Origin of the sequence: Flavitalea plasmicola (assembly GCF_030546645.1) — a bacterium.
Lineage (GTDB): Bacteria > Bacteroidota > Bacteroidia > Chitinophagales > Chitinophagaceae > Puia.
The window spans coordinates 321,906-340,535 of the sequence record NZ_JAUOTO010000003.1; the positions used below are offsets into that span (position 1 = coordinate 321,906).

At 52.3% G+C, this 18,630-nt stretch carries 16 protein-coding genes; 7 read left to right on the forward strand and 9 right to left on the reverse strand.

Translation table 11 applies throughout. The features are described 5' to 3' along the window. Positions 1-108: 108 nt before the first annotated feature. Positions 109-1,026, forward strand: a complete 918-nt coding sequence (locus Q4E93_RS11310) for a DUF72 domain-containing protein (protein ID WP_303585233.1) — start codon at positions 109-111, stop codon at positions 1,024-1,026. A 1-nt stretch (position 1,027) separates the two neighbouring features. On the opposite strand, the gene ctlX is transcribed toward Q4E93_RS11310, so the two are convergent. Together ctlX and Q4E93_RS11320 are read right to left on the reverse strand one after the other, a co-directional pair. Continuing rightward, positions 1,028-1,945: a citrulline utilization hydrolase CtlX gene (gene ctlX, locus Q4E93_RS11315; RefSeq protein ID WP_303585235.1), complete on the reverse strand. Its 918-nt coding sequence runs from the start codon at positions 1,943-1,945 to the stop codon at positions 1,028-1,030. 23 nt (positions 1,946-1,968) lie between these two features. Then, positions 1,969-3,423 carry an arginine deiminase family protein gene (locus Q4E93_RS11320; protein ID WP_303585237.1) on the reverse strand — a complete coding sequence of 485 codons (1,455 nt, stop codon included), beginning with the start codon at positions 3,421-3,423 and terminating at the stop codon, positions 1,969-1,971. 153 nt (positions 3,424-3,576) lie between these two features. On the opposite strand from Q4E93_RS11320, the gene Q4E93_RS11325 reads away from it, so the two are divergent. The 4 genes from Q4E93_RS11325 (at position 3,577) to Q4E93_RS11340 (ending at position 7,784) form a co-directional block, all read left to right on the forward strand. Then, on the forward strand, positions 3,577-4,101 hold the full coding sequence (locus tag Q4E93_RS11325) for a hypothetical protein (protein ID WP_303585239.1): 525 nt from the start codon (positions 3,577-3,579) through the stop codon (positions 4,099-4,101). Between the two features lie 113 nt (positions 4,102-4,214). Then, positions 4,215-5,369, forward strand: a complete 1,155-nt coding sequence (locus Q4E93_RS11330) for an acyl-CoA dehydrogenase (protein ID WP_303585240.1) — start codon at positions 4,215-4,217, stop codon at positions 5,367-5,369. Positions 5,370-5,395: 26 nt separating this feature from the next. Further along, positions 5,396-6,070 carry a YggS family pyridoxal phosphate-dependent enzyme gene (locus Q4E93_RS11335; protein ID WP_303585241.1) on the forward strand — a complete coding sequence of 225 codons (675 nt, stop codon included), beginning with the start codon at positions 5,396-5,398 and terminating at the stop codon, positions 6,068-6,070. Between the two features lie 37 nt (positions 6,071-6,107). Continuing rightward, on the forward strand, positions 6,108-7,784 hold the full coding sequence (locus tag Q4E93_RS11340) for a glutamine--tRNA ligase/YqeY domain fusion protein (RefSeq protein WP_303585242.1): 1,677 nt from the start codon (positions 6,108-6,110) through the stop codon (positions 7,782-7,784). A 32-nt stretch (positions 7,785-7,816) separates the two neighbouring features. On the opposite strand, the gene Q4E93_RS11345 is transcribed toward Q4E93_RS11340, so the two are convergent. Beyond that, a complete protein-coding gene (locus Q4E93_RS11345) occupies positions 7,817-8,188 on the reverse strand; it encodes a hypothetical protein (protein ID WP_303585243.1) in 372 nt (123 codons plus the stop codon). 279 nt (positions 8,189-8,467) lie between these two features. On the opposite strand from Q4E93_RS11345, the gene Q4E93_RS11350 reads away from it, so the two are divergent. Then, positions 8,468-8,992, forward strand: a complete 525-nt coding sequence (locus Q4E93_RS11350; protein ID WP_303585244.1) for a hypothetical protein — start codon at positions 8,468-8,470, stop codon at positions 8,990-8,992. Between the two features lies 1 nt (position 8,993). Here Q4E93_RS11350 and Q4E93_RS11355 read toward each other — a convergent pair whose 3' ends face one another. Continuing rightward, positions 8,994-9,818, reverse strand: a complete 825-nt coding sequence (locus tag Q4E93_RS11355) for an energy transducer TonB (RefSeq protein ID WP_303585246.1) — start codon at positions 9,816-9,818, stop codon at positions 8,994-8,996. A 238-nt stretch (positions 9,819-10,056) separates the two neighbouring features. On the opposite strand from Q4E93_RS11355, the gene Q4E93_RS11360 reads away from it, so the two are divergent. Next, positions 10,057-11,151 (forward strand): hypothetical protein, encoded by a 1,095-nt coding sequence (locus Q4E93_RS11360; RefSeq protein ID WP_303585248.1) that lies wholly within the window; start codon positions 10,057-10,059, stop codon positions 11,149-11,151. Between the two features lie 14 nt (positions 11,152-11,165). Here Q4E93_RS11360 and Q4E93_RS11365 read toward each other — a convergent pair whose 3' ends face one another. The 5 genes from Q4E93_RS11365 to Q4E93_RS11385 form a co-directional block, all read right to left on the reverse strand. Then, positions 11,166-12,731: an acyl-CoA mutase large subunit family protein gene (locus tag Q4E93_RS11365; protein WP_303585250.1), complete on the reverse strand. Its 1,566-nt coding sequence runs from the start codon at positions 12,729-12,731 to the stop codon at positions 11,166-11,168. Positions 12,732-12,768: 37 nt separating this feature from the next. Then, positions 12,769-13,293, reverse strand: coding sequence for a DUF7935 family protein (locus Q4E93_RS11370; RefSeq protein WP_303585252.1), 525 nt, complete (start codon positions 13,291-13,293; stop codon positions 12,769-12,771). Between the two features lie 73 nt (positions 13,294-13,366). After that, positions 13,367-14,284 (reverse strand): DUF2279 domain-containing protein, encoded by a 918-nt coding sequence (locus Q4E93_RS11375; protein ID WP_303585254.1) that lies wholly within the window; start codon positions 14,282-14,284, stop codon positions 13,367-13,369. Positions 14,285-14,334: 50 nt separating this feature from the next. Continuing rightward, complete coding sequence (locus Q4E93_RS11380) at positions 14,335-17,487, reverse strand: efflux RND transporter permease subunit (protein WP_303585257.1); 3,153 nt, start codon at positions 17,485-17,487, stop codon at positions 14,335-14,337. Positions 17,488-17,511: 24 nt separating this feature from the next. Continuing rightward, a complete protein-coding gene (locus Q4E93_RS11385) occupies positions 17,512-18,624 on the reverse strand; it encodes an efflux RND transporter periplasmic adaptor subunit (protein ID WP_303585259.1) in 1,113 nt (370 codons plus the stop codon). Positions 18,625-18,630 lie beyond the last annotated feature (6 nt).

Consider the following 18,630-nt stretch of genomic DNA (forward strand, 5'->3'; position numbering starts at 1 on the left):
TTGAAAAATTTCTACCTTAACTAAAAGAAGTCCCAAAAATAAGGATTTGATTTGATTCAACCACAACTAAACCGAATGATGTTGTTTTAGTTACGCAAAGCTCTATGTATGGAATTTGGAAAAGTGCAGAACCTGGAAGCGATAAATTTTTCCCTTCCTCCGGATGACGTAATGACCGGCGAACTTTTACAGCGGCTCAGGCCCGGCCCTTCTGCCGAATTGCAGATCTATGTCGGCGCCACCCGCTGGAGGATCAAGGAATGGGTTGGTACCCTTTATCCCAAAAAGACAAAAGAGAAGGATTTTCTTTCACAATACGTACGACAGTTCAATGCCATTGAGCTGAATGCCATGTGGTACAATCTGCAGCCAAAGGAGGTGATTGAAAAATGGGCGGCATTGGCGGGCAGGGATTTTCGCTATTGTCCAAAGTTCTCCAACACCATCAGCCACGAGCTGCAGCTGAAAGACGCCGGAAAGGATACGGATCTGTTCGTTGATCATATGCGGCATTTCGGTCCGGCCCTCGGGCCTTCTTTCCTGCAATTATCCGATGGCTTCGGCCCTGACAAGGCAGGGCTATTGCATCATTACCTGCGACAACTGCCCCCGGATTTCCGCACCTGCGTTGAGCTACGGCAGCAAGCCTGGTTTACGTCCGCTGCCGGAAAGGATACCTGGGACCTTTTTCGTCAATTGGGCATCGGTGCTGTCATCACCGATACTTCCGGCAGGAGGGATGTGATCCACATGCGGCTGACGGCGCCCTTTGCCTTTATCCGCTTTGTATCCAACAGCGGACATGCTACGGATCATTCCCGCATCGACGCCTGGGCCCACCGGATCAGCAGCTGGGTGAAAGGAGGGCTGAGGGAGGTATACTTTTTTGTACATGCCCATAATGAAGAGCATACGCCCGCATTGGCGGCATATGCCATTGAGCAATTCAATCAAAAATGCGGAACACGCCTGACGCCGCCAAAGACCCATCACGAAGACGAGGCAAAACCATTAACGCTCTTCTAAGTTATTGCGCCAGGCCGGGCAGATGTATCTCCGCCATCATGCAGCGGGCACTGCCGCCGCCATTGGTCTCGATGGTCATCAGGGAAGAATGGACGATACGGTTGTACGATCGCAGTTTTTCTACCTGTTCAGCAGTGAGCGATCCGAAAGCCTGGGAGGACATGACCAGCAGCTTTTCATCGTTGGCATTATGTACCTGCAGCATATTGCCGGCAAAATGGTTCATCTGGTCCAACGAGATAGGAATGATCTCTTTTCCCGTCCCGCGAATGGTGGCTTCCACATGCTCCCGCTGGAAGGATTCCGGTATGGAATCCAGGCAGATCACCACATAACGGTCGGCAACGCACATCATCACGTTCGTATGATAGATGGGGTTGTTGGAAGCATCCACCGCCACAAATACTTCCGGTTGATAGTCCATCTTTATACAGAAATCTTCCAGCACCTGCCTGTCTGTTCTGGGGGAGAGGCAGGCATAGGCAATGCGCCGTTCCCTGTCCAATACCATGCTACCAGTGCCCTCCAGGAAAAGCGCTTCCTTTTCATAACCGCTGAGGTCCACCGTCACATCTGCCCGGAATTTTTTTGCCAGCTGCTGCAATACCCCGGGCTTTCTTTCCAGCCGCCGGTTCTGCGCATACATGGGATAAAGACAGACAATGCCTTCCTCGTGGAAGGAAACCCAATTATTGGGGAAAATAGAATCCGGCGTATAAGGCTCAGGCGTATCATCGACCACCGTGACGTCCACCCCGTTGTCACGAAGCATTTGGACAAAATCTTCGAATTCAGCCAGGGCCTTATCCTGGGTGTGATGATCACTGGCGGCTGACTGAAAGGCATTGTTCACGGCCGTCTCGGCATTGAAGCTGAAATTCACCGGCCGTATCATCAGTATGTGGGAAGTCGTTTGCATAGAAGTAGTTTGCAAAAAAATGCTCAGATATCTTCTCTGTATAAAGGCATGCTCATGCAATGGAAGCCGCCCCGGGCCCTGGACAGCTCTGCGGAGGGCATCAGGATCAATGTGTCTTCCAGCTCGTCCGGGTCGGTGTCCCCGCTCTCCATTGCGGCGATCAGCTCGTGCGCGTGTATGACGGAAAAGCCATTGGCCCTGAAAGCCTCGACCGTCTTGTCATTCCTGTCATAGCCCAGCACGACCCCTTCTTTAAGCGCCAGCAGGTTGCAGGAGTCCGTCCATTGCTCGCGGGCATCGAAAGGGAATTCATTATTGCCGGAGTAAAGGAAACGGACCTTTTCGGTACACGCCAGGTCGTTCCTGCTGATGTCGGTGAGCAGGTCCTCCAGGTTGTCGAAATATTCAGGATTGCCCGGGTCCTTTTTCCGGAATTGTATGATCTTCATTTTGTCTTCCTTCTTGTTACTCTCCAGGATCCACTGCACTGTATCTTCATCCTCGTGCTTTATTGCCTTCCTGGAAAAATTGCCCAGCAGGATCCACACATTTCTTTTGATCTGGGTGAAAATGGTGTCGATGTGCATATAATCCCTTTTTTTCGGGATCTTGATGATGGTTATCTTCTTGACCACATTTTTTTCAAACAATACTTTGATGGCCTGGTGGGCGGCTTCCAGGGATGTGCGTTCGCTGACGCCGATCAGTAAATGATCTTTACTGACTACCATGACGTCCCCGCCTTCCAGCGTGACCTTTTTATCGTCGCCTTCGCGCGGCAGCAGGAAATGATGGTGTGTATCCGCCAGCTCGATGATCCTGTCCTGGTATTCCGCAAACAGCGGATGATTAAAGAAAATGTATTTTGCCAGCAAAGCTTCGCGGGTACGGGCCTTTTTGGCCGGTTTGTTCAGCAGCACGTAATTATTGATGACGATACCGATGTCGCGGGTGAAAATGAAATTGGGAATAGGGGCAAACAGCATGACATCATCCGTCATCGTCCCGCTGATGAAGGTCTTGGATAGCTGCACAGGCGACAGCCGCTGCAATTGTTTTTGCGTGTCATAGGAGCATGCTTCGATGGCGCAGACGGAAGCCACCAGCTTCAGCTTGATCTCATGATCCAACAGGATGTCAGAGAGCAGCCATTGCAGCTCCACCACCTTATCGCTGCGGAAAAACCGGTCATCGCCGGGCTTATAAAAGGCCCGTTTGTTCTCTTCGCGGTCTACCTCCGCCAATTTTCCTTTTATTTTTTCCGGATCCAGGAAATAGAGCAGGATCTTTGTGTAATAGTCATATTCTTTACGGCGAATGGTATCCAGGTGGACAATATCCTCAAAAAGCCAATCCTGTGCTTTGGAGGGGACGACTTTCCCCAGCCCGCTGTCGGGACTGTGCACCAGCAGACGCCGTAACCTGCCGATCTCGGACGACACGGACACTTGTAATTTAGGGGAATGATGCTTGGGCATAGGCAATTGTTTTTAACAGTCTTCAATATTCATAAGAGTAAATGCTTATGAATGGATTGGGACAGCATAGCGGCAAAGGTACGTATTTGGCGCCACCCGCCACCGTGTTTTGTCCGTTAAGCATTTTAAATGTAGGTTTGGGAAAAATACGGAATGACAAGAATCACCGAGGATGCGATCGATTCCATCAATCATCGGATCCAACATATGGATGAAGACCAGATCGGGAAGGTATGGGACGAGTTTGCCAAAGAGCAGCCGGCCCTGGTGGGGTATGTGCTGGGTGAGAGCAGAGAGCTGAAAGTGGCGGATGCCCGTGAAGATGTAGCTTATATCCTCACCATTATACTATTGAGTTTCCGCGAGCTGCAGCAGCATATTCCCGCCGTGACGGAGGAGGAGTTCGAAAAATCCTTCAACGCGGAGTTCGAGGAGATGGAAGAGGTCTTCCACGATGGATTTGACGAGACGGATGCCATGGAGATCATGGATTCGTTCTGCCAGCCGGAATTATTGCAGTTCGTCGCTGCCATTATTTACAACGAAGGCGATGACGAGAGCAGTAATTTCACGGAAGAAGAGGCAGGCTTGTTCATCGTTATTTTCAAGACCGTTATTGCGCTGCTCCACGAAAAGACAGGCCCCCAGGTCCGCTATATTGACCCCCGGAAACAGTAAGCGACCGGCAATTACCTTTCATCCCTGAAGCGCCCTCTTTTGTCCAAAAAAACTTACAACTGTTAGTTTACTAAACAACTTTCTTTTATTTTTGGCAAAAACTCCTTCATCGCATGCATTTTCAACTATCCGAAGAACATTTGATGATACAGAAGGCCGCCAGGGATTTTGCCCGCACCGAATGCCTGCCTGGCGTGATCGACAGGGATGAGCACCAGCGCTTTCCGAAAGAGCAGATATGCAAGCTGGCAGAGCTTGGTTTCATGGGCATGATGGTGGACCCGAAGTATGGCGGGGCGGGGATGGACACGATCAGCTATGTGCTGGCCATGGAAGAGATCAGCAAGATAGACGCCAGCGTCAGCGTGTGCATGAGCGTTAATAACAGTCTGGTGTGCTGGGGTTTGGAGAAGTACGGAACGGAAGCGCAAAAGCAGCGATACCTGGTTCCTTTGGCCCAGGGCCGCAAGGACGGAGCGCTCTATATCGGCGCTTTCCTGCTCAGCGAGCCCGAAGCGGGCAGTGACGCCACTTCACAGCGGACCATTGCCGAGGATATGGGTGACCATTATTTGCTCAATGGTACGAAGAACTGGATCACCAACGGCAGCTCCGCCTCCGTATACCTGGTCATGGCGCAGACGGACGTCGCCAAAGGCAGCCATGGCATCAACGCTTTCATCGTGGAAAAGAATACGCCCGGCGTGACGGTGGGACCAAAAGAAAATAAATTGGGTATCAGGGGCAGTGATACGCACAGCATCCAGTTCATGGATGTAAAAGTGCCGAAGGAGAACAGGATAGGGGAGGATGGGTTCGGTTTTAAGTTCGCCATGAGGACCCTCAGTGGAGGGCGCATCGGCATTGCTTCCCAGGCCCTGGGCATCGCCAGTGGAGCGTACGAGCTGGCACTGCAATATTCCAAAGAGAGAAAGGCTTTCGGGAAGGAGATCATGAACCACCAGATCATCCAGTTCAAGCTGGCGGATATGGCTACCCGTATCGAGGCTTCGCGCCTGCTTTGCCTTCGTGCGGCATGGGAAAAGGACAATCATCTCGATTTTACCCTCAGCGCCTCCATGGCAAAGGTCTATGCTTCCGAGACGGCCATGTGGACGGCCACGGAGGCCGTACAGGTGCACGGCGGGTATGGTTATGTGAAGGAATACCATGTGGAAAGGATGATGCGGGATGCCAAGATCACCCAGATCTATGAAGGCACCAGCGAAGTACAGCGCATTGTCATCAGCAGGAGCATATTAAAGTAAGTATATTAAAGTAGTAACTTCGCCGTATGATCGACAAGTCGGCGTATACATCCATCCTTGACGAGCTGGGACCCGGTGTGCAGCTTGTGGCGGTTTCCAAGACCAAGCCCGTAGAGGATATCATGGCCTTGTATGACCTGGGGCAAAGAGATTTCGGGGAGAATTATGTCCAGGAGCTGGTAGACAAGCAGGCACAGCTGCCGGCAGATATCCGCTGGCATTTTATAGGTCATCTCCAGTCCAATAAAGTGAAATATATCGCCGCTTTCGTTCATCTGATCCACGGTGTGGACAGCCTGCGCCTGCTGAAGGAGATCCATAAGCAAGCGGCCCGCCACCACCGGACCATCCCTTGTCTTCTCCAGGTGCATATCGCCCGGGAAGAGACCAAATTCGGGCTGGATGCCGCTGAGCTGGAAGAAGTACTGCAGGCTGTCAGAACGACACCGCAGGAGTTCACACACATCCGTATCCGGGGATTGATGGGCATGGCCTCCTTTACGGAGGACGAAAGCAAGCTCCAGGAGGAATTTAAGGGGTTGAAAGCGCTTTTCGACCGGCATTTCGGTGCTGCGCAGTCCTCGCCGAATCAGCTTTTCCTGCTTTCCATGGGCATGAGCGGCGATTACAGGATCGCCATCCGGGAGGGCAGCAACATGGTCCGTATCGGCAGCCTGCTATTCGGGAAAAGGACCGGCTGAGTTTGTCCACCTGCCCCGTAAATCGTAAATTCGCAGAATGAACGAGATCAAAAAAGAAGAGGAAAAATCCCTGAATTTCCTGGAGGAAATAGTGGAAGAGGACCTGGGTGCAGGCAGGTATAAGACCATTCTCACCCGTTTTCCCCCGGAGCCCAATGGCTATCTGCACATCGGTCATAGCAAGTCCATCTGCCTCAACTTTGGTCTGGCCCAAAAATATGGGGGTAAGACGAACCTCCGTTTTGACGATACGAACCCCGTGACCGAAGATGTGGAATATGTGGACAGCATCAAGGCCGACATCCGCTGGCTGGGATTTGAATGGGCCAATGAACTATATGCCTCCGATTATTTCGGACAACTATACCAGTTTGCCGTCAAGCTCATCGAAAAAGGCCTGGCCTATGTGGATGACAGCAGTAGCGAGCAGATCGCTCAGTTGAAAGGAACGCCCACGGAGCCGGGTAAGGACAGTCCCTATCGCAGCCGGAGCATCGCGGAGAACCTGCAGCTCTTTGCAGACATGCAAGCGGGGAAATACAAGGACGGAGAAAAGGTGCTGAGGGCAAAGATCGATATGAGCGCTCCCAACATGCATATGCGGGATCCCATCCTGTACAGGATCAAACATGCCCACCATCATCGTACAGGTGATGCCTGGTGCATCTATCCGATGTATGACTTTGCCCACGGACAGAGCGATTCCATCGAGCATATCACGCATTCCATCTGTACGTTGGAATTCGTGCCCCACAGGCCGTTGTACGACTGGTTCATCGACAAGCTCGAAATATTCCCTTCCCATCAATATGAGTTCGCCCGCCTCAATCTCAGCTACACGGTGATGAGCAAACGGAAGCTCCTGCAGCTGGTGAATGACAGGCATGTGACAGGATGGGACGATCCCCGTATGCCTACGATCGCCGGTCTGCGCCGCAGGGGGTACACTCCGGAAAGCATCCGCACCTTCGCAGAAAAGATAGGCGTGCAGAAAAGGGACAACCTTATCGAAGTGGGGCTGCTGGAGTTTTGCATCCGGGAGCACCTGAACAGGATCGCCCTGCGCCGCATGGTGGTCTTCGACCCCGTGAAGGTCGTACTGACGAATTATACGGAAGATGAAGAGATCCTGAAAAGCGAAAATAATCCCGAAGACCCGGAAACCACATATAGGGAGATCCCTTTCAGCCGGGAGCTGTACATCGAGCGGGAGGATTTCATGGAGGTTCCGCCAAAGAAGTTCTTCCGCCTGTCGCCAGGGCAGAAGGTAAGACTGAAAAGCGCCTATATCATCCAGTGCGATGAAGTGATCAAAGATGCGGCGGGGAATATCACCGAGCTGCGTTGCTCTTATCTTCCCGGCAGCAAAAGCGGCGGGGAGAACGCCAATATAAAAGTTCAGGCCACCATTCATTGGGTGAGCATACGGCATGCCGTCACCGCGGAAGTACGGCTTTATGATCGCCTGTTCAAAGTGGAGAACCCTGCCAGCGAAGAAGGCGATTTTAAGGATTATATCAATCCCGACTCCCTCCAGGTGCTGCCTGCGGCTTATGCAGAGCCGGCCCTCAGTCATGCAAAATTCGACGAACGTTACCAGTTCCTGCGTAAGGGGTATTTTACCCTTGATAAGGATAGCTCTGAAGACAAAATGATCTTCAACCGGACAGTGACGCTCCGGGACAACTGGGCCAAAGAACAAAAAAAAGGTTAATATAAAAAAAGAGCGCCGGAGGCGCTCTTTTTTTATCGATTTCTACGCTGAGGCCGGTTGTCTTCCATCCACTGCTGGTATTTCTTGTAAAGGTCATCTCCAAGCACGGCCTGGACCCGTTTGTTCCGTTCGTCATTCAACGGCTGCATTTTTGCCTGTCTGTCTTCCCTGCTGAGGGATTGGTCCATAAAGATCTCACGCATCTTTGGCTGGAACTCTTTCTGAATGGCAGTCAACGAGTCCACCTGTACAGAGGTGAGCTTGAGGTCTTCCTGCATTTTTTTCATCATGGCTTCCTGGCGCTGGCGCATGGCTGCCGTATCCCCCCGTTGAGCATAGGTCTGGGAAAAAGATAGCAGCCCGATGATCAGGACGACAGGGGCGATCATTTTTTTGAGGTTCATGATTATTCGATTTTAGGATGTATTGATAATCTTTGGACTCCAAATTTGTGCTAAAAACAGCCATCCCAAACCCAATTTATGCAGACGGCAAACCACGGGAAAAGCCATCGGTCAATGGTTCATTTTTAGGCGTGAACGCATTCCCCGTTTTGGCCCTATTATTGCTCCAAAGGCTCCATTCTCCCCCTGTTAACCTGTTCCGGCTACTGTAGGAAAAAAGTAATTCGATAATTCATAAGTAATTGCAGGACAATATGTAATCAGCTTTACTTTAAATTAATGAGCATGCATCTACTGGCCATCAGCCTGTTTGAGCTAGGACAATTTCTTCGGATTGTGCTTTGGGTGTTCCTGCCCATATTTGTGATCGTCCTGTTAATTACTACCTATATACATCACCGGAGGAAAAGGCAGGCGCCCCGGCTGGCCCTGGAGGCTGGCGAATTGCTCGTGCCCGTAGAAGCCATACCTGCGGAGCTGTTACAGCCGGAAGGGGACAACCTGTACAAAGGGCTGCTGTGGATAAAAGAAAAGTTTGAGGAATACAGGTTGCAGTCAGATGAGCGGATGAGTGTGCTTAAGGGACAGCTGGACCAGCGGGCAGCAACGATAGAAGCGTTGAAAGGGGAGCTGGCACAAGCGCAGGAGAAAATTGCCGACTTGTCGGGCAAGCTGGAGAACAATATGGAGCTGCTGATGAAAATTCATAAAGAGCTGGATACCTCCCTTGTCGCGAAGCCGGCTGTGGCTGCAATGCCCGAAGCCGCCAGTGGCGGCCCGGGGGAATTAGCAAAAGAAGGGTAGGTTATTCGCTATCGATCTTTACGGTGATAGGCTGTCTTTTGTAAGAATTGACCTTCGCTCCATTCTGAACGGCGGCCGTCCATTTGCCGCTTTTCTTAATGACCCGCTCGGCTTCGGCTCTCAGTTCCTGGGGCCCTTCCACTGCATGCACGTCGCTGACATTCCCTTCCTTATCAACCACGAACTGGACGATGACGGTGCCGCCTGCGTTGTTCGCGATGGCTTCTTCCGGCACGTGAAAATTTTTCGATACAAATCGCAGCCAGGCCGGCATGCCCGCAGGATAAAAGGATTCGATCTCTACTTTTGTCCAGATCTTCGTGTCTTCTTCATCGTGTTTGGGCGCTTCGATCACGGCGCCGGCGCCCGTGCCATTCGTGGGAGGGCCTGGCGTACCGTCGAAGTCGGCGCCTTTTTGATTGGCCGTGCCGATCTTCATTTTGTCCATGTCGTCATCAGGCGGCGGAACATCTTCCGGCTTCACCTGATCATTGGGGACCACCCGGGGAATCGTGTTCCTGATCATTGCCACCTGCGGGGGAGGGGTTTTAGGGACCACCGGAGGAATAATAACCTTTTCCTTCTCCTTCGGCGCATCGGTCAGGATGACGTCCGTTGGGTTGTCCAGTGGCTTAACGTTCGCATGCGATCTTCCCGCCAATGTATAACCGCCGATCAGTAACAGGCAGATCGACGCCATACCGGCCAACGCCCTCGTTAGTCTTTTGTTATACGTTTTGCGCAATTGATAGGCGCCATAATCCTTGTTGCGGCCATCGAACAAAATGTCGAGTATATCCGCCCGTGAGATTTGCTGTATTTCCATGATGATGTGTTTATATTGAGACACCCCCGTTCCACGATTCCACAGCGCTTCCCGTAATATTTATGTTTATGGAAAAATAGGCTGGCAGCATCATTCCCTTTCCCGGACTGGCCCTATTAAGGGAATGCTGGTCCTTTTTTGGGAATAGATATGGAAAAGAAGGAAATATATGCCGCTGATAGTGAGTAAAGTGTCAACTGGCAGGCCAATTGTCTATCCTTGGCAACAATCGATATGTATGAAAGCTATAAGTACCCTTATTATCACCTTATTCACATTTATCAGCATGCAAGCACAGAACGCCGGTAACTGGCCGCTCAATTCCAACCTGAACGGCAATGCCGGCAATCATCTTACCGTAAGCCCCCTTTCCCTTGGCTCTTCCATCACCAGCAGCTCCTTCAACAGTGGTAGCGAGTGGTATGGCGAAGGCGGCTGGACAGCGGCAAGTACGCCCGATGCAAACGGCTATGTACAATTTACGCTCACGGCGAATACAGGTCGTTACCTGGTGCTGAACACAGTGACCCTTATTCAACGCCGCAGCAATACTGGCACTCCCCAGGGCGCCGGTCCCAATAACTGGAGCTTGCGGAGCAGCCTGGACAATTATGCTGCGGATATTGCGACGGGCAGCATGACCTATAATTATGCCACTTACACCGTCACGCTTCCGGCTGCTTTTCAGTCCATTCCTTCCACTGTCACCTTCAGGCTGTATGGCTATAACACTACCATCAATTCCGGCGGCACCAGCCGCTTTGTCTTCGATAACATCAGCGTTCAGGGGCAGTCAAATGCCGGCGTATTGGCAGAACAGTCGATCAACCTTACTGCCCAAGTCAATGGTGAAAAGAACATCAGCTTACAGTGGAATACCGATGGCTTTTCCGAGCGCACGCAATTCGTCGTACAACGTTCCTTCAATGGGACGGATTTCACGCCCGTCTTCAGGACAGAGAGCGCCACTACCTATATCGACGCAAATCCTGTAAGCTCAGCCATTGTTTACTATCGCATAGCTGCGACTTTATCGGATGGAAGCGCCTATTATTCGGCAATAGCGCCTGTAAAGCTGGGCGCGACAGGACGGACAGCCATCAAGGGCGTGAGTGCGCAGGGGAATTCGGTAAAGACCTTTCTCCACCTGGAAGGGGCAGGCACTTACCAGGTCAACATCTGGTCGCAGGATGGTAAGCCGCTGGCGCGGCAGATAGTAAACGGCCAGGCCGGGGACATCCAGTCGGAAATTGCTTTCGATCATCCCCATGGCATTTATATCCTGACCCTTTCCAACGAAGGGCGGATCAGCAGCAGGGCGTTTGTATATTAGGCCGGTGAAAAAGCTCATTTATATTCTCCGAACACTTCCCGCAGCGTATCGGCGATCTCTCCCAGGGTACAGAAATGCTCTACCGCCTCGACGACGACAGGCATGATATTTTCGCCGGAAGCGGCTTTATCATTGAGGTCCTGCAGGATGGAATCACAGCGGGCGGGGTCTCTTCTTTTCCGGAGCGAGGCCAGCTTTTCCGTCTGGATCTGCCGGATAGAGTCGTCCACCCTGAATAAGGGGATCGAGTTTGTTTCCTGTACCTGGAATTTGTTGACGCCCACGATGATCTTTTCGCCCGTCTCCACCTGGCGCTGATAGGTATAGGCGCTTCGGGCGATCTCTTCCTGGATAAATCCCTGTTCTATGGCGCTGACGCTGCCACCCATTGCATCTATCTGGTTCATCAGCTGCCAGGCCTGTTCTTCCACCGCGTGGGTCAGGGACTCCACAAAGTAGCTGCCGGCCAGGGGGTCCGCCGTATCGGGGGCGCCGCTTTCGAAGGCAACGATCTGCTGTGTCCGGAGCGCTATTCTCGCCGCCTCTTCCGTCGGAAGACTGAGAGCCTCGTCATAACCGTTGGTATGCAGGGACTGCGTCCCGCCCAATACAGCTGCGAGCGTCTGCATCGTCACCCGGGAAATATTGTTCATGGGCTGCTGGGCCGTAAGCGTGCTGCCTCCCGTCTGCGTGTGGAACCGTAGTTTCAGGGCTCCCGGGTCCGTAGCCCCCAGCTCCTTCATGATGACGGCCCACATCTTACGGGCAGCCCGGAATTTGGCCACTTCCTCGAACAGGTTGTTATGCGCATTGAAAAAGAAGGACAGCCGCTTGCCAAAAACATTTATATCCAGTCCTTTCGCCATTGCCGCCTGCACATAGGCCTTCCCGTTGCTGAGTGTAAACGCTATCTCCTGTACGGCAGTGCTGCCGGCTTCACGGATATGGTAGCCCGATATGGAGATGGTATTCCACTTTGGCAGCTCGTGGCTGCACCATTCGAAAATATCCGTGATGATGCGCATGCTGGGCTTGGGGGGATAGATATAGGTGCCCCTGGCGGCATACTCTTTTAAAATGTCGTTTTGGATGGTGCCGGTGATCTTCCTCAGGTCCGCGCCCTGCTGTTTGGCCAGCGCCGTATAGAAAGCCAGCAGGATGTAACCCGTGGCGTTGATGGTCATGGAGGTGGAGACGTCTTCCAGTCGTATGCCCTTGAAGAGGGTGGCCATGTCCTCGATGGAATCGATGGCCACGCCCGTCTTGCCTACTTCACCCTCGGAGAGGGGATGATCGCTGTCGTAGCCTATCTGCGTCGGAAGGTCGAAGGCCACGCTCAACCCCATCACTCCCTGGCTCAGCAGGTAATGGTAACGTTCATTGCTTTCTTCCGCCGTGCTGAAGCCGGCATACTGCCGCATCGTCCAAAGCTTGCCCCGGTACATGTCGGGCTGGACGCCTCTTGTATAGGGGAATTCGCCTGGAAGTGCATCTTCGGGAACCATCCCGGCAAGATCCGCCGCCGAGTATACTTCATTTATTTCGATGCCGCTGTCGGTGTATATTTTTTTTCCAGGCATATGATAAGCTTAAAGGTACTACTAAGCGCCGGGCGTCTTACATCAGCTTCTTCGCTTCATAGCTGAGCGCATCCGAAACGATGTTCTGCAACGAGGCCTTCGGGCTCTGCACCAGCAGCTCCAGCAAATGCTTATTCAGCTCCAGTCCCGAGGCTTCTGGCGGTAAATAGGAGGCTACCTGGTTGATAATGAGTAGATTCTGCTCTTTGTAATTTCGGACTGCATCCCAGGCTTCCGCCGATACATAGATCTGCTGGGTGATATTGTGCTCAAATTCCTGCCGGATGCTGTGAATGAGCAGGCTTTGCATTTCCCGGGCACTGAGATCGGGTGTATTCACCCGTTGAATAAGATTAGGCAAAGCGATCCGGTCGGTGAGCAGGATCAAGCGTTCGTAAGCCTGCAATTGCAGCTGTCGGGTAGGGATGCTTTCATTTCCATTCTCAGGCCCCCGCTGCTGCGCCTGTTTAATCTCTCTGCGCTGCCTGAGGAACAGGTAAACCAATGCCCCGGCTACCAGGGTGGCAAAGGCGATGGCAATAATGAGCAGGTTCGAATCCATTCAGCAAATTTTAATTGTGAGCAAAAGTAACGAATGAAAGCGGGATCAGATTATACAAAGCCTCCATAAAACCCTAAAAATAAATCCAATGCCACTTCGAACCATCCTGTTGATTCCACTCGATGGCGGGCGCAGGCATCTTAAAGGTACGGTTCAGCTTCAGCAGGGTAGTGGACAGGGGCGATAAGCCGCTCACCCGGTAGAGATCGGTATCGAAGGCAAAATAGAATTGCCGGTAACGCTTAAATGACGGAATGGGCTGGCCGTTGATGGCTGCAGGATTCTTCACTCCACCGATCATCCCTTCAGCGCCATAGCCGGCCGACAGGTTCAGCCAGTTGGGGAAACCGCTGCTGGCAGGCAGGAAGGACCCTATGTTCACGGACAGCCAATAGGTCTGACCATTATAGTCCTTCAGCATGCGTTGCGGGAGGTTGCGGCCCAGCTCACCCGGAAGGTAATGTGCAAATAAAGTGTGATGATAGGAATATTTAAGGCTGATGCGTTGTTGTCCCCACATGAGCTGCTGGCTTTCGAAAAGCATGCAGCCGGCCAGGTTGGCCAGCATATCCCCTTTGGAGAACCCCCATTTGACGGAATGCCCGTCCATGATCTCGACCATGGTAAGGAATCCCAGCGCCGTCAAAGTGCCGGCAACCGCCGCTACGCCCGGTCGCACGCCACCCCACCGTAACAGGTCGGTCTGAATGGCGGCAACATTATACGCCGTAGTGGCATGGCCTACTTTGTCCATATTCAACCATTCATTGTTGTCGTTGAACAGATGGAATTTGCTGCGGGGGAATTTCTTATACCAGAGGTAATTGAGCCCGATAGTGACGGCTGTTCCAATGGCAGCCTCGGCAATGACCACTCCATTTACCCGGCCGGGGTTATAGGTGGGGGAAGCCTTGAAAAAATCCTGTGCTGCAACAGGACTGCTCATCAGCAGGAGGATAGCCAGTCCTAGGATACATGGTTTTCCAGACATGAAGCAAATATATGAACTTAAAGGCCGGGCGTCAGCCCGGCCTTTAAGTTTTATCCGTTGTGTTTGGTATCTACTTTCCTGTAGGACCAGAAGAATGCCAGCGGGAAGATCAGGAGCGAAAAGACGGTGGCGCAAAGCAATCCTCCTATCACTACCCTGGCCAGCGGCCTGGAGCTTTCCGAACCTATACCGGTGGAAACGGCGGCTGGCAGCAACCCGATGGTAGCCATCAGGGCCGTCATCAATACGGGACGGATCAGGTCGTTCACCCCCAGCTTGATGGAAGTATACAAGGGACTTTCCAGGCCTTTTATCCGTTCCAGATTGTGTTTAAATGCCGTGATGAGCAACACGCCTTCCAGGATACAGATCCCGAAAAGGGCAATGAACCCGATGCCTGCGGAAATGCTGAAATTCGTTCCTGTGATCAGTAAAGCGAGGATGCCGCCCACGACGGCACAGGGAACATTGAGGAACACCAGGCCGGCATCTTTCAGGTTGCCGAACATGACGAACAGCAACAGGAAGATCAGCAGCAGGCTGATGGGCACCACCTGGACCAGACGTTTGGATGCGCGTTGCTGATTCTCGAAATCTCCCTGCCATACCATGGTATAACCTTTCCTCAGTTTCACCGCGTCCCCCACCTTTTCCTGGGCTTCCGCGATGGTGCTGCCCATATCCCTTCCCCTTACAGAGAACTTGATGGCGGAATAGCGTTCATTGTCGTCCCGGAAGATCAGGCAAGGCCCTGTTTTTTGTGTGAGTCTGGCAATTTCACGGATGGGCACTTTGGAACCGCCTTGCGTGGGTACCAGCAAATTACCGATGTCCCCTTCCGTGGCCCGGAAGTTCTCGGGGAACCGTATGCGGATGTCGAACTTTCTCACCCCTTCGTATAGCTGGGTCACCGCCTTGCCCCCGATGGCCATCTCGACCACCGCATTGGCATCGGCTGCCGATACGCCGTATATGGCCATCCTGCTTTGGTCCAGGTCGATGTCCAGTTCCGGCTGCCCGATGTTCTTGATCACGCCGAGATCCTCGATGCCCCGGATATTTTTCAATATACCGTAGACTTTGTTGGATTGATCTTCCATATACTGGAGGGAGTCCCCGAAGATCTTTACACAGATGGAACCTTTCACGCCGGAAACGGCCTCTTCCACATTGTCCATGATGGGTTGCGAGAAGTTCAGCTCCGCGCCCGGCACTACGGACAATGCCTGTCGCATTTGCTCGATCAGCTCGTCCTTGGAGATCTTAGGATCCCATTCTTCCTGCGGATACAGCGATACGCCGAATTCATTGTTATAAAAGCCCGCGACATCCGTTCCGTCGTCGGGGCGTCCCGTCTGCGACATGACCCTTCTCACCTGCGGGAATTTCATCATGATCGCCCGCATCTGCGTCGCCCGCGTTACGGAGGAGTCCAGGGAGATACTGTAGGGTAGGGTGGCGCGCACCCAGATAGAGCCTTCATTCAGCTCTGGCAAAAACTCCGAACCGAGGAACTTAAAAGAATACAGCCCCGCTGCGATCACCACCATGGCAACCAGGATCGAGGATTTCTTATGCTTGAAGACGAACCGGAAGGACTGCATGATGGCCCCCTGCAGAAAATGAGTAAAAGGATTGTGCTTTTCCCGGACATTCTTCCGGAGCAGCACGTTCACCAAAACAGGCACCAGCGTCAATGTGAAGATCAGGGCTCCCAATAAGGCAAATCCCAGGGTATAGGCAAGCGGCGTGAACATTTTGCCCTCCACCTTCTGGAAAGAGAAAATAGGCAGCAGGGCGGTGATGATGATCAGCTTGGTAAAGAAGATGGCTTTTCCCAATTCGGCTCCTTTCTTCCGCAGCATGCCCATTTTAGCCAGCTTGTTGAACCTGTCCATCCCCACCTCTTTTGCCTTATGGTCCAACAGTACGAAGAGTCCTTCTACCATGACCACCGCTCCGTCGATGATGATCCCGAAGTCGATGGCGCCCAGGGACAGCAGGTTGGCCGACATATGCATCAGGTTGAGACAGATAAAGGCAAACAGCAGGGACAGCGGAATGATAATGGATACGATGAGCGTCGTACGCCAGTTGAACATGAACAGGGATACGATGAGGGTCACCAGCAGTATACCTTCTATCAGGTTGTGCAGCACAGTATGGGTGGCGTAATGGATGAGGTCTTCCCGGTTGTAAAAAGGCACAATATGGGTGTCTGAAGGCAGCACCCGTTCATTCAGCTTTTTTATTTTGGTCTTCAGGCCCTTGATCACCTCATCGGGATTCTCTCCCTTACGCATGAGGACGATCCCTTCGACGGCATCTGGATTGTTGCGCAGGGTCCTGTGCGCGGTGCTGTCGATGGCGTCAGATCTGCCCACCTCCCCAAGCCTGGGAAGATTGGAGATCTCCACATCCGCAATATCTTTTACCAGGATCGGGATGCCATTGATGTTCTCTACGATGATGTTCTTGATCTCGTTGATATCATTCAGGATGCCGATGCCCCGTACAACATAGGCCTGGGAGTTCTTATTGATGACATCCCCGCCGATGTTGATATTGTTCTTGCCCACGGCATTAGATATGTCCAGGGGCGTAATGCCCAGGTCGGCCAGCTTCTGGGGGTTGGCCCTGATCTCGTATGTCTTTACCATTCCCCCGAAGCTGACGATATCGGCGATACCCGGGACGGAGCGCAGCTCGCGATCGACCACCCAATCCTGTAAGGTCTTAAGTTCGCGGGGGTCCCGGAAGCTGCTTTCCAGTGTATAGCGAAATACTTCCCCTGTGGGACCCGTGGGCGGCTGCACCTGGGGGTTGATGTTTTCGGGCAGCTCGGCATTGGGCAGCAGGTTATTCACCTGGAGACGTGCATAGCTGTCAGGCACATCGTCGTCGAATATCAGCTTTACAACAGAGAGGCCGAAGATGCTCGTACTCCGGAGGCTGGTCTTTTTCTGCACCGGATTTAGTGTGATCTCTATGGGAATGGTCACGAATTTCTCCACCTCTTCGGCGCTTCTACCAGGCCACTGCGTAATAATGGTGATCTCCGTATTGGTGACATCCGGAAACGCCTCGATGGGCATTTTCTGAAAGGTGAAGAAACCGTATACGGCCAGCAGGACCGTGGCGAAAAAAATGAAATATTTATTCTTAAGCGAAAAAGCGAGAATGCCTTTTAATACTTTGTTCATCTGAATTGGTTTAAAGTACCCAAACTAGCTGTTCAGTTCCTGGTAGATCAATAGGGCCTGCGACCCGATGACTTTCTCGCCTTCCGAAAGACCTTCTGATATATAGGTCTTGTCCCCGATGGTGCCACTCACCTGTACGGCGCGGATGGTGATATCCGAAGGGCTCTTATACACCAGGACATAGTATTGGCTATGGTCAAAGATCAGCGCCGTACTGGGAACGGATAGCATCTGTTTGTTCTCCTTGTTGTTGAGCATCACGTTCGCGAACATCTCAGGCTTCAGCAGGTAGCCAGGGTTAGCAAGCACGATACGCACTTTCATGACCTTATTGGTTGGGTCCAGGACGTTCATGATCTTGTCTACCTTTCCCCTGAAGACCTTATCGGGATAGGAGAGGGTGGTTACATTGACGCTATCGCCTGGCTTGATCAGGGCGATGCTGGATTCGTAAACATTTGCGATCACCCAGATGTTCTTCAGGTCCGAAATGGTGAACAGGTTGCTGCTGTTGTCGGGACGGAGGGACATGTTATTGGTAGCCAGCTTTTCCACGACAAACCCGCTGATAGGGGTTTTCACCTGGTATTGACCGTTCCGGCTGCCTCCATTGAGCTGCAATACCTGCTGCGCTTTGTGCAGAGCGGCAGTGGCCTGGTCATAACCAGCCTGCGCAGCGATGGAGTCCCTGGCGGAAGCCAGCCCGCTCCTGTACATATCTTTTGTTGCCTCCAGGTTCTTCCTGGCGACGGCGACATTGGTCTCCGCCGTGATAAGGTCATTGCTGTAGCCGGCCATCTCGCCACTGCGGATGACGGCCAGGGTTTGTCCCTGCTGAACATAATCTCCCAGCATGACCTTTATATCTGTAATGTTCCCGCTCACCAGTGGATAGATCTTCGCCACATTATCTTCGTTGAAGGTAACCTTGCCCGTGAGGGTAATGGAGTTGACTACCCGGGAATTGACCACACTGTCCAGTTTGATGTTCCGTGCCAAAGAATCAGGCAGCACATATTTCCCTTTTTCGGCCGCAGGAGCCTCGGCGCCGCTGGTGCAGCCGGATAAAGCAAAAAACAATAAGGCGGAAGAAACGATGATAAAGGGTGCCGCATATTGTTTAAAGGTATAGTTCATCACAAT

What these genes read in the sequence shown, in the direction of transcription:
- Q4E93_RS11310 (WP_303585233.1), top strand. Translation starts at nt 109, where the DNA reads ATGGAATTTGGAAAAGTGCAGAACCTGGAAGCGATAAATTTTTCCCTT.
- ctlX (WP_303585235.1), bottom strand. Translation starts at nt 1,945, where the DNA reads ATGCAAACGACTTCCCACATACTGATGATACGGCCGGTGAATTTCAGC.
- Q4E93_RS11320 (WP_303585237.1), bottom strand. Translation starts at nt 3,423, where the DNA reads ATGCCCAAGCATCATTCCCCTAAATTACAAGTGTCCGTGTCGTCCGAG.
- Q4E93_RS11325 (WP_303585239.1), top strand. Translation starts at nt 3,577, where the DNA reads ATGACAAGAATCACCGAGGATGCGATCGATTCCATCAATCATCGGATC.
- Q4E93_RS11330 (WP_303585240.1), top strand. Translation starts at nt 4,215, where the DNA reads ATGCATTTTCAACTATCCGAAGAACATTTGATGATACAGAAGGCCGCC.
- Q4E93_RS11335 (WP_303585241.1), top strand. Translation starts at nt 5,396, where the DNA reads ATGATCGACAAGTCGGCGTATACATCCATCCTTGACGAGCTGGGACCC.
- Q4E93_RS11340 (WP_303585242.1), top strand. Translation starts at nt 6,108, where the DNA reads ATGAACGAGATCAAAAAAGAAGAGGAAAAATCCCTGAATTTCCTGGAG.
- Q4E93_RS11345 (WP_303585243.1), bottom strand. Translation starts at nt 8,188, where the DNA reads ATGAACCTCAAAAAAATGATCGCCCCTGTCGTCCTGATCATCGGGCTG.
- Q4E93_RS11350 (WP_303585244.1), top strand. Translation starts at nt 8,468, where the DNA reads ATGAGCATGCATCTACTGGCCATCAGCCTGTTTGAGCTAGGACAATTT.
- Q4E93_RS11355 (WP_303585246.1), bottom strand. Translation starts at nt 9,818, where the DNA reads ATGGAAATACAGCAAATCTCACGGGCGGATATACTCGACATTTTGTTC.
- Q4E93_RS11360 (WP_303585248.1), top strand. Translation starts at nt 10,057, where the DNA reads ATGAAAGCTATAAGTACCCTTATTATCACCTTATTCACATTTATCAGC.
- Q4E93_RS11365 (WP_303585250.1), bottom strand. Translation starts at nt 12,731, where the DNA reads ATGCCTGGAAAAAAAATATACACCGACAGCGGCATCGAAATAAATGAA.
- Q4E93_RS11370 (WP_303585252.1), bottom strand. Translation starts at nt 13,293, where the DNA reads ATGGATTCGAACCTGCTCATTATTGCCATCGCCTTTGCCACCCTGGTA.
- Q4E93_RS11375 (WP_303585254.1), bottom strand. Translation starts at nt 14,284, where the DNA reads ATGTCTGGAAAACCATGTATCCTAGGACTGGCTATCCTCCTGCTGATG.
- Q4E93_RS11380 (WP_303585257.1), bottom strand. Translation starts at nt 17,487, where the DNA reads ATGAACAAAGTATTAAAAGGCATTCTCGCTTTTTCGCTTAAGAATAAA.
- Q4E93_RS11385 (WP_303585259.1), bottom strand. Translation starts at nt 18,624, where the DNA reads ATGAACTATACCTTTAAACAATATGCGGCACCCTTTATCATCGTTTCT.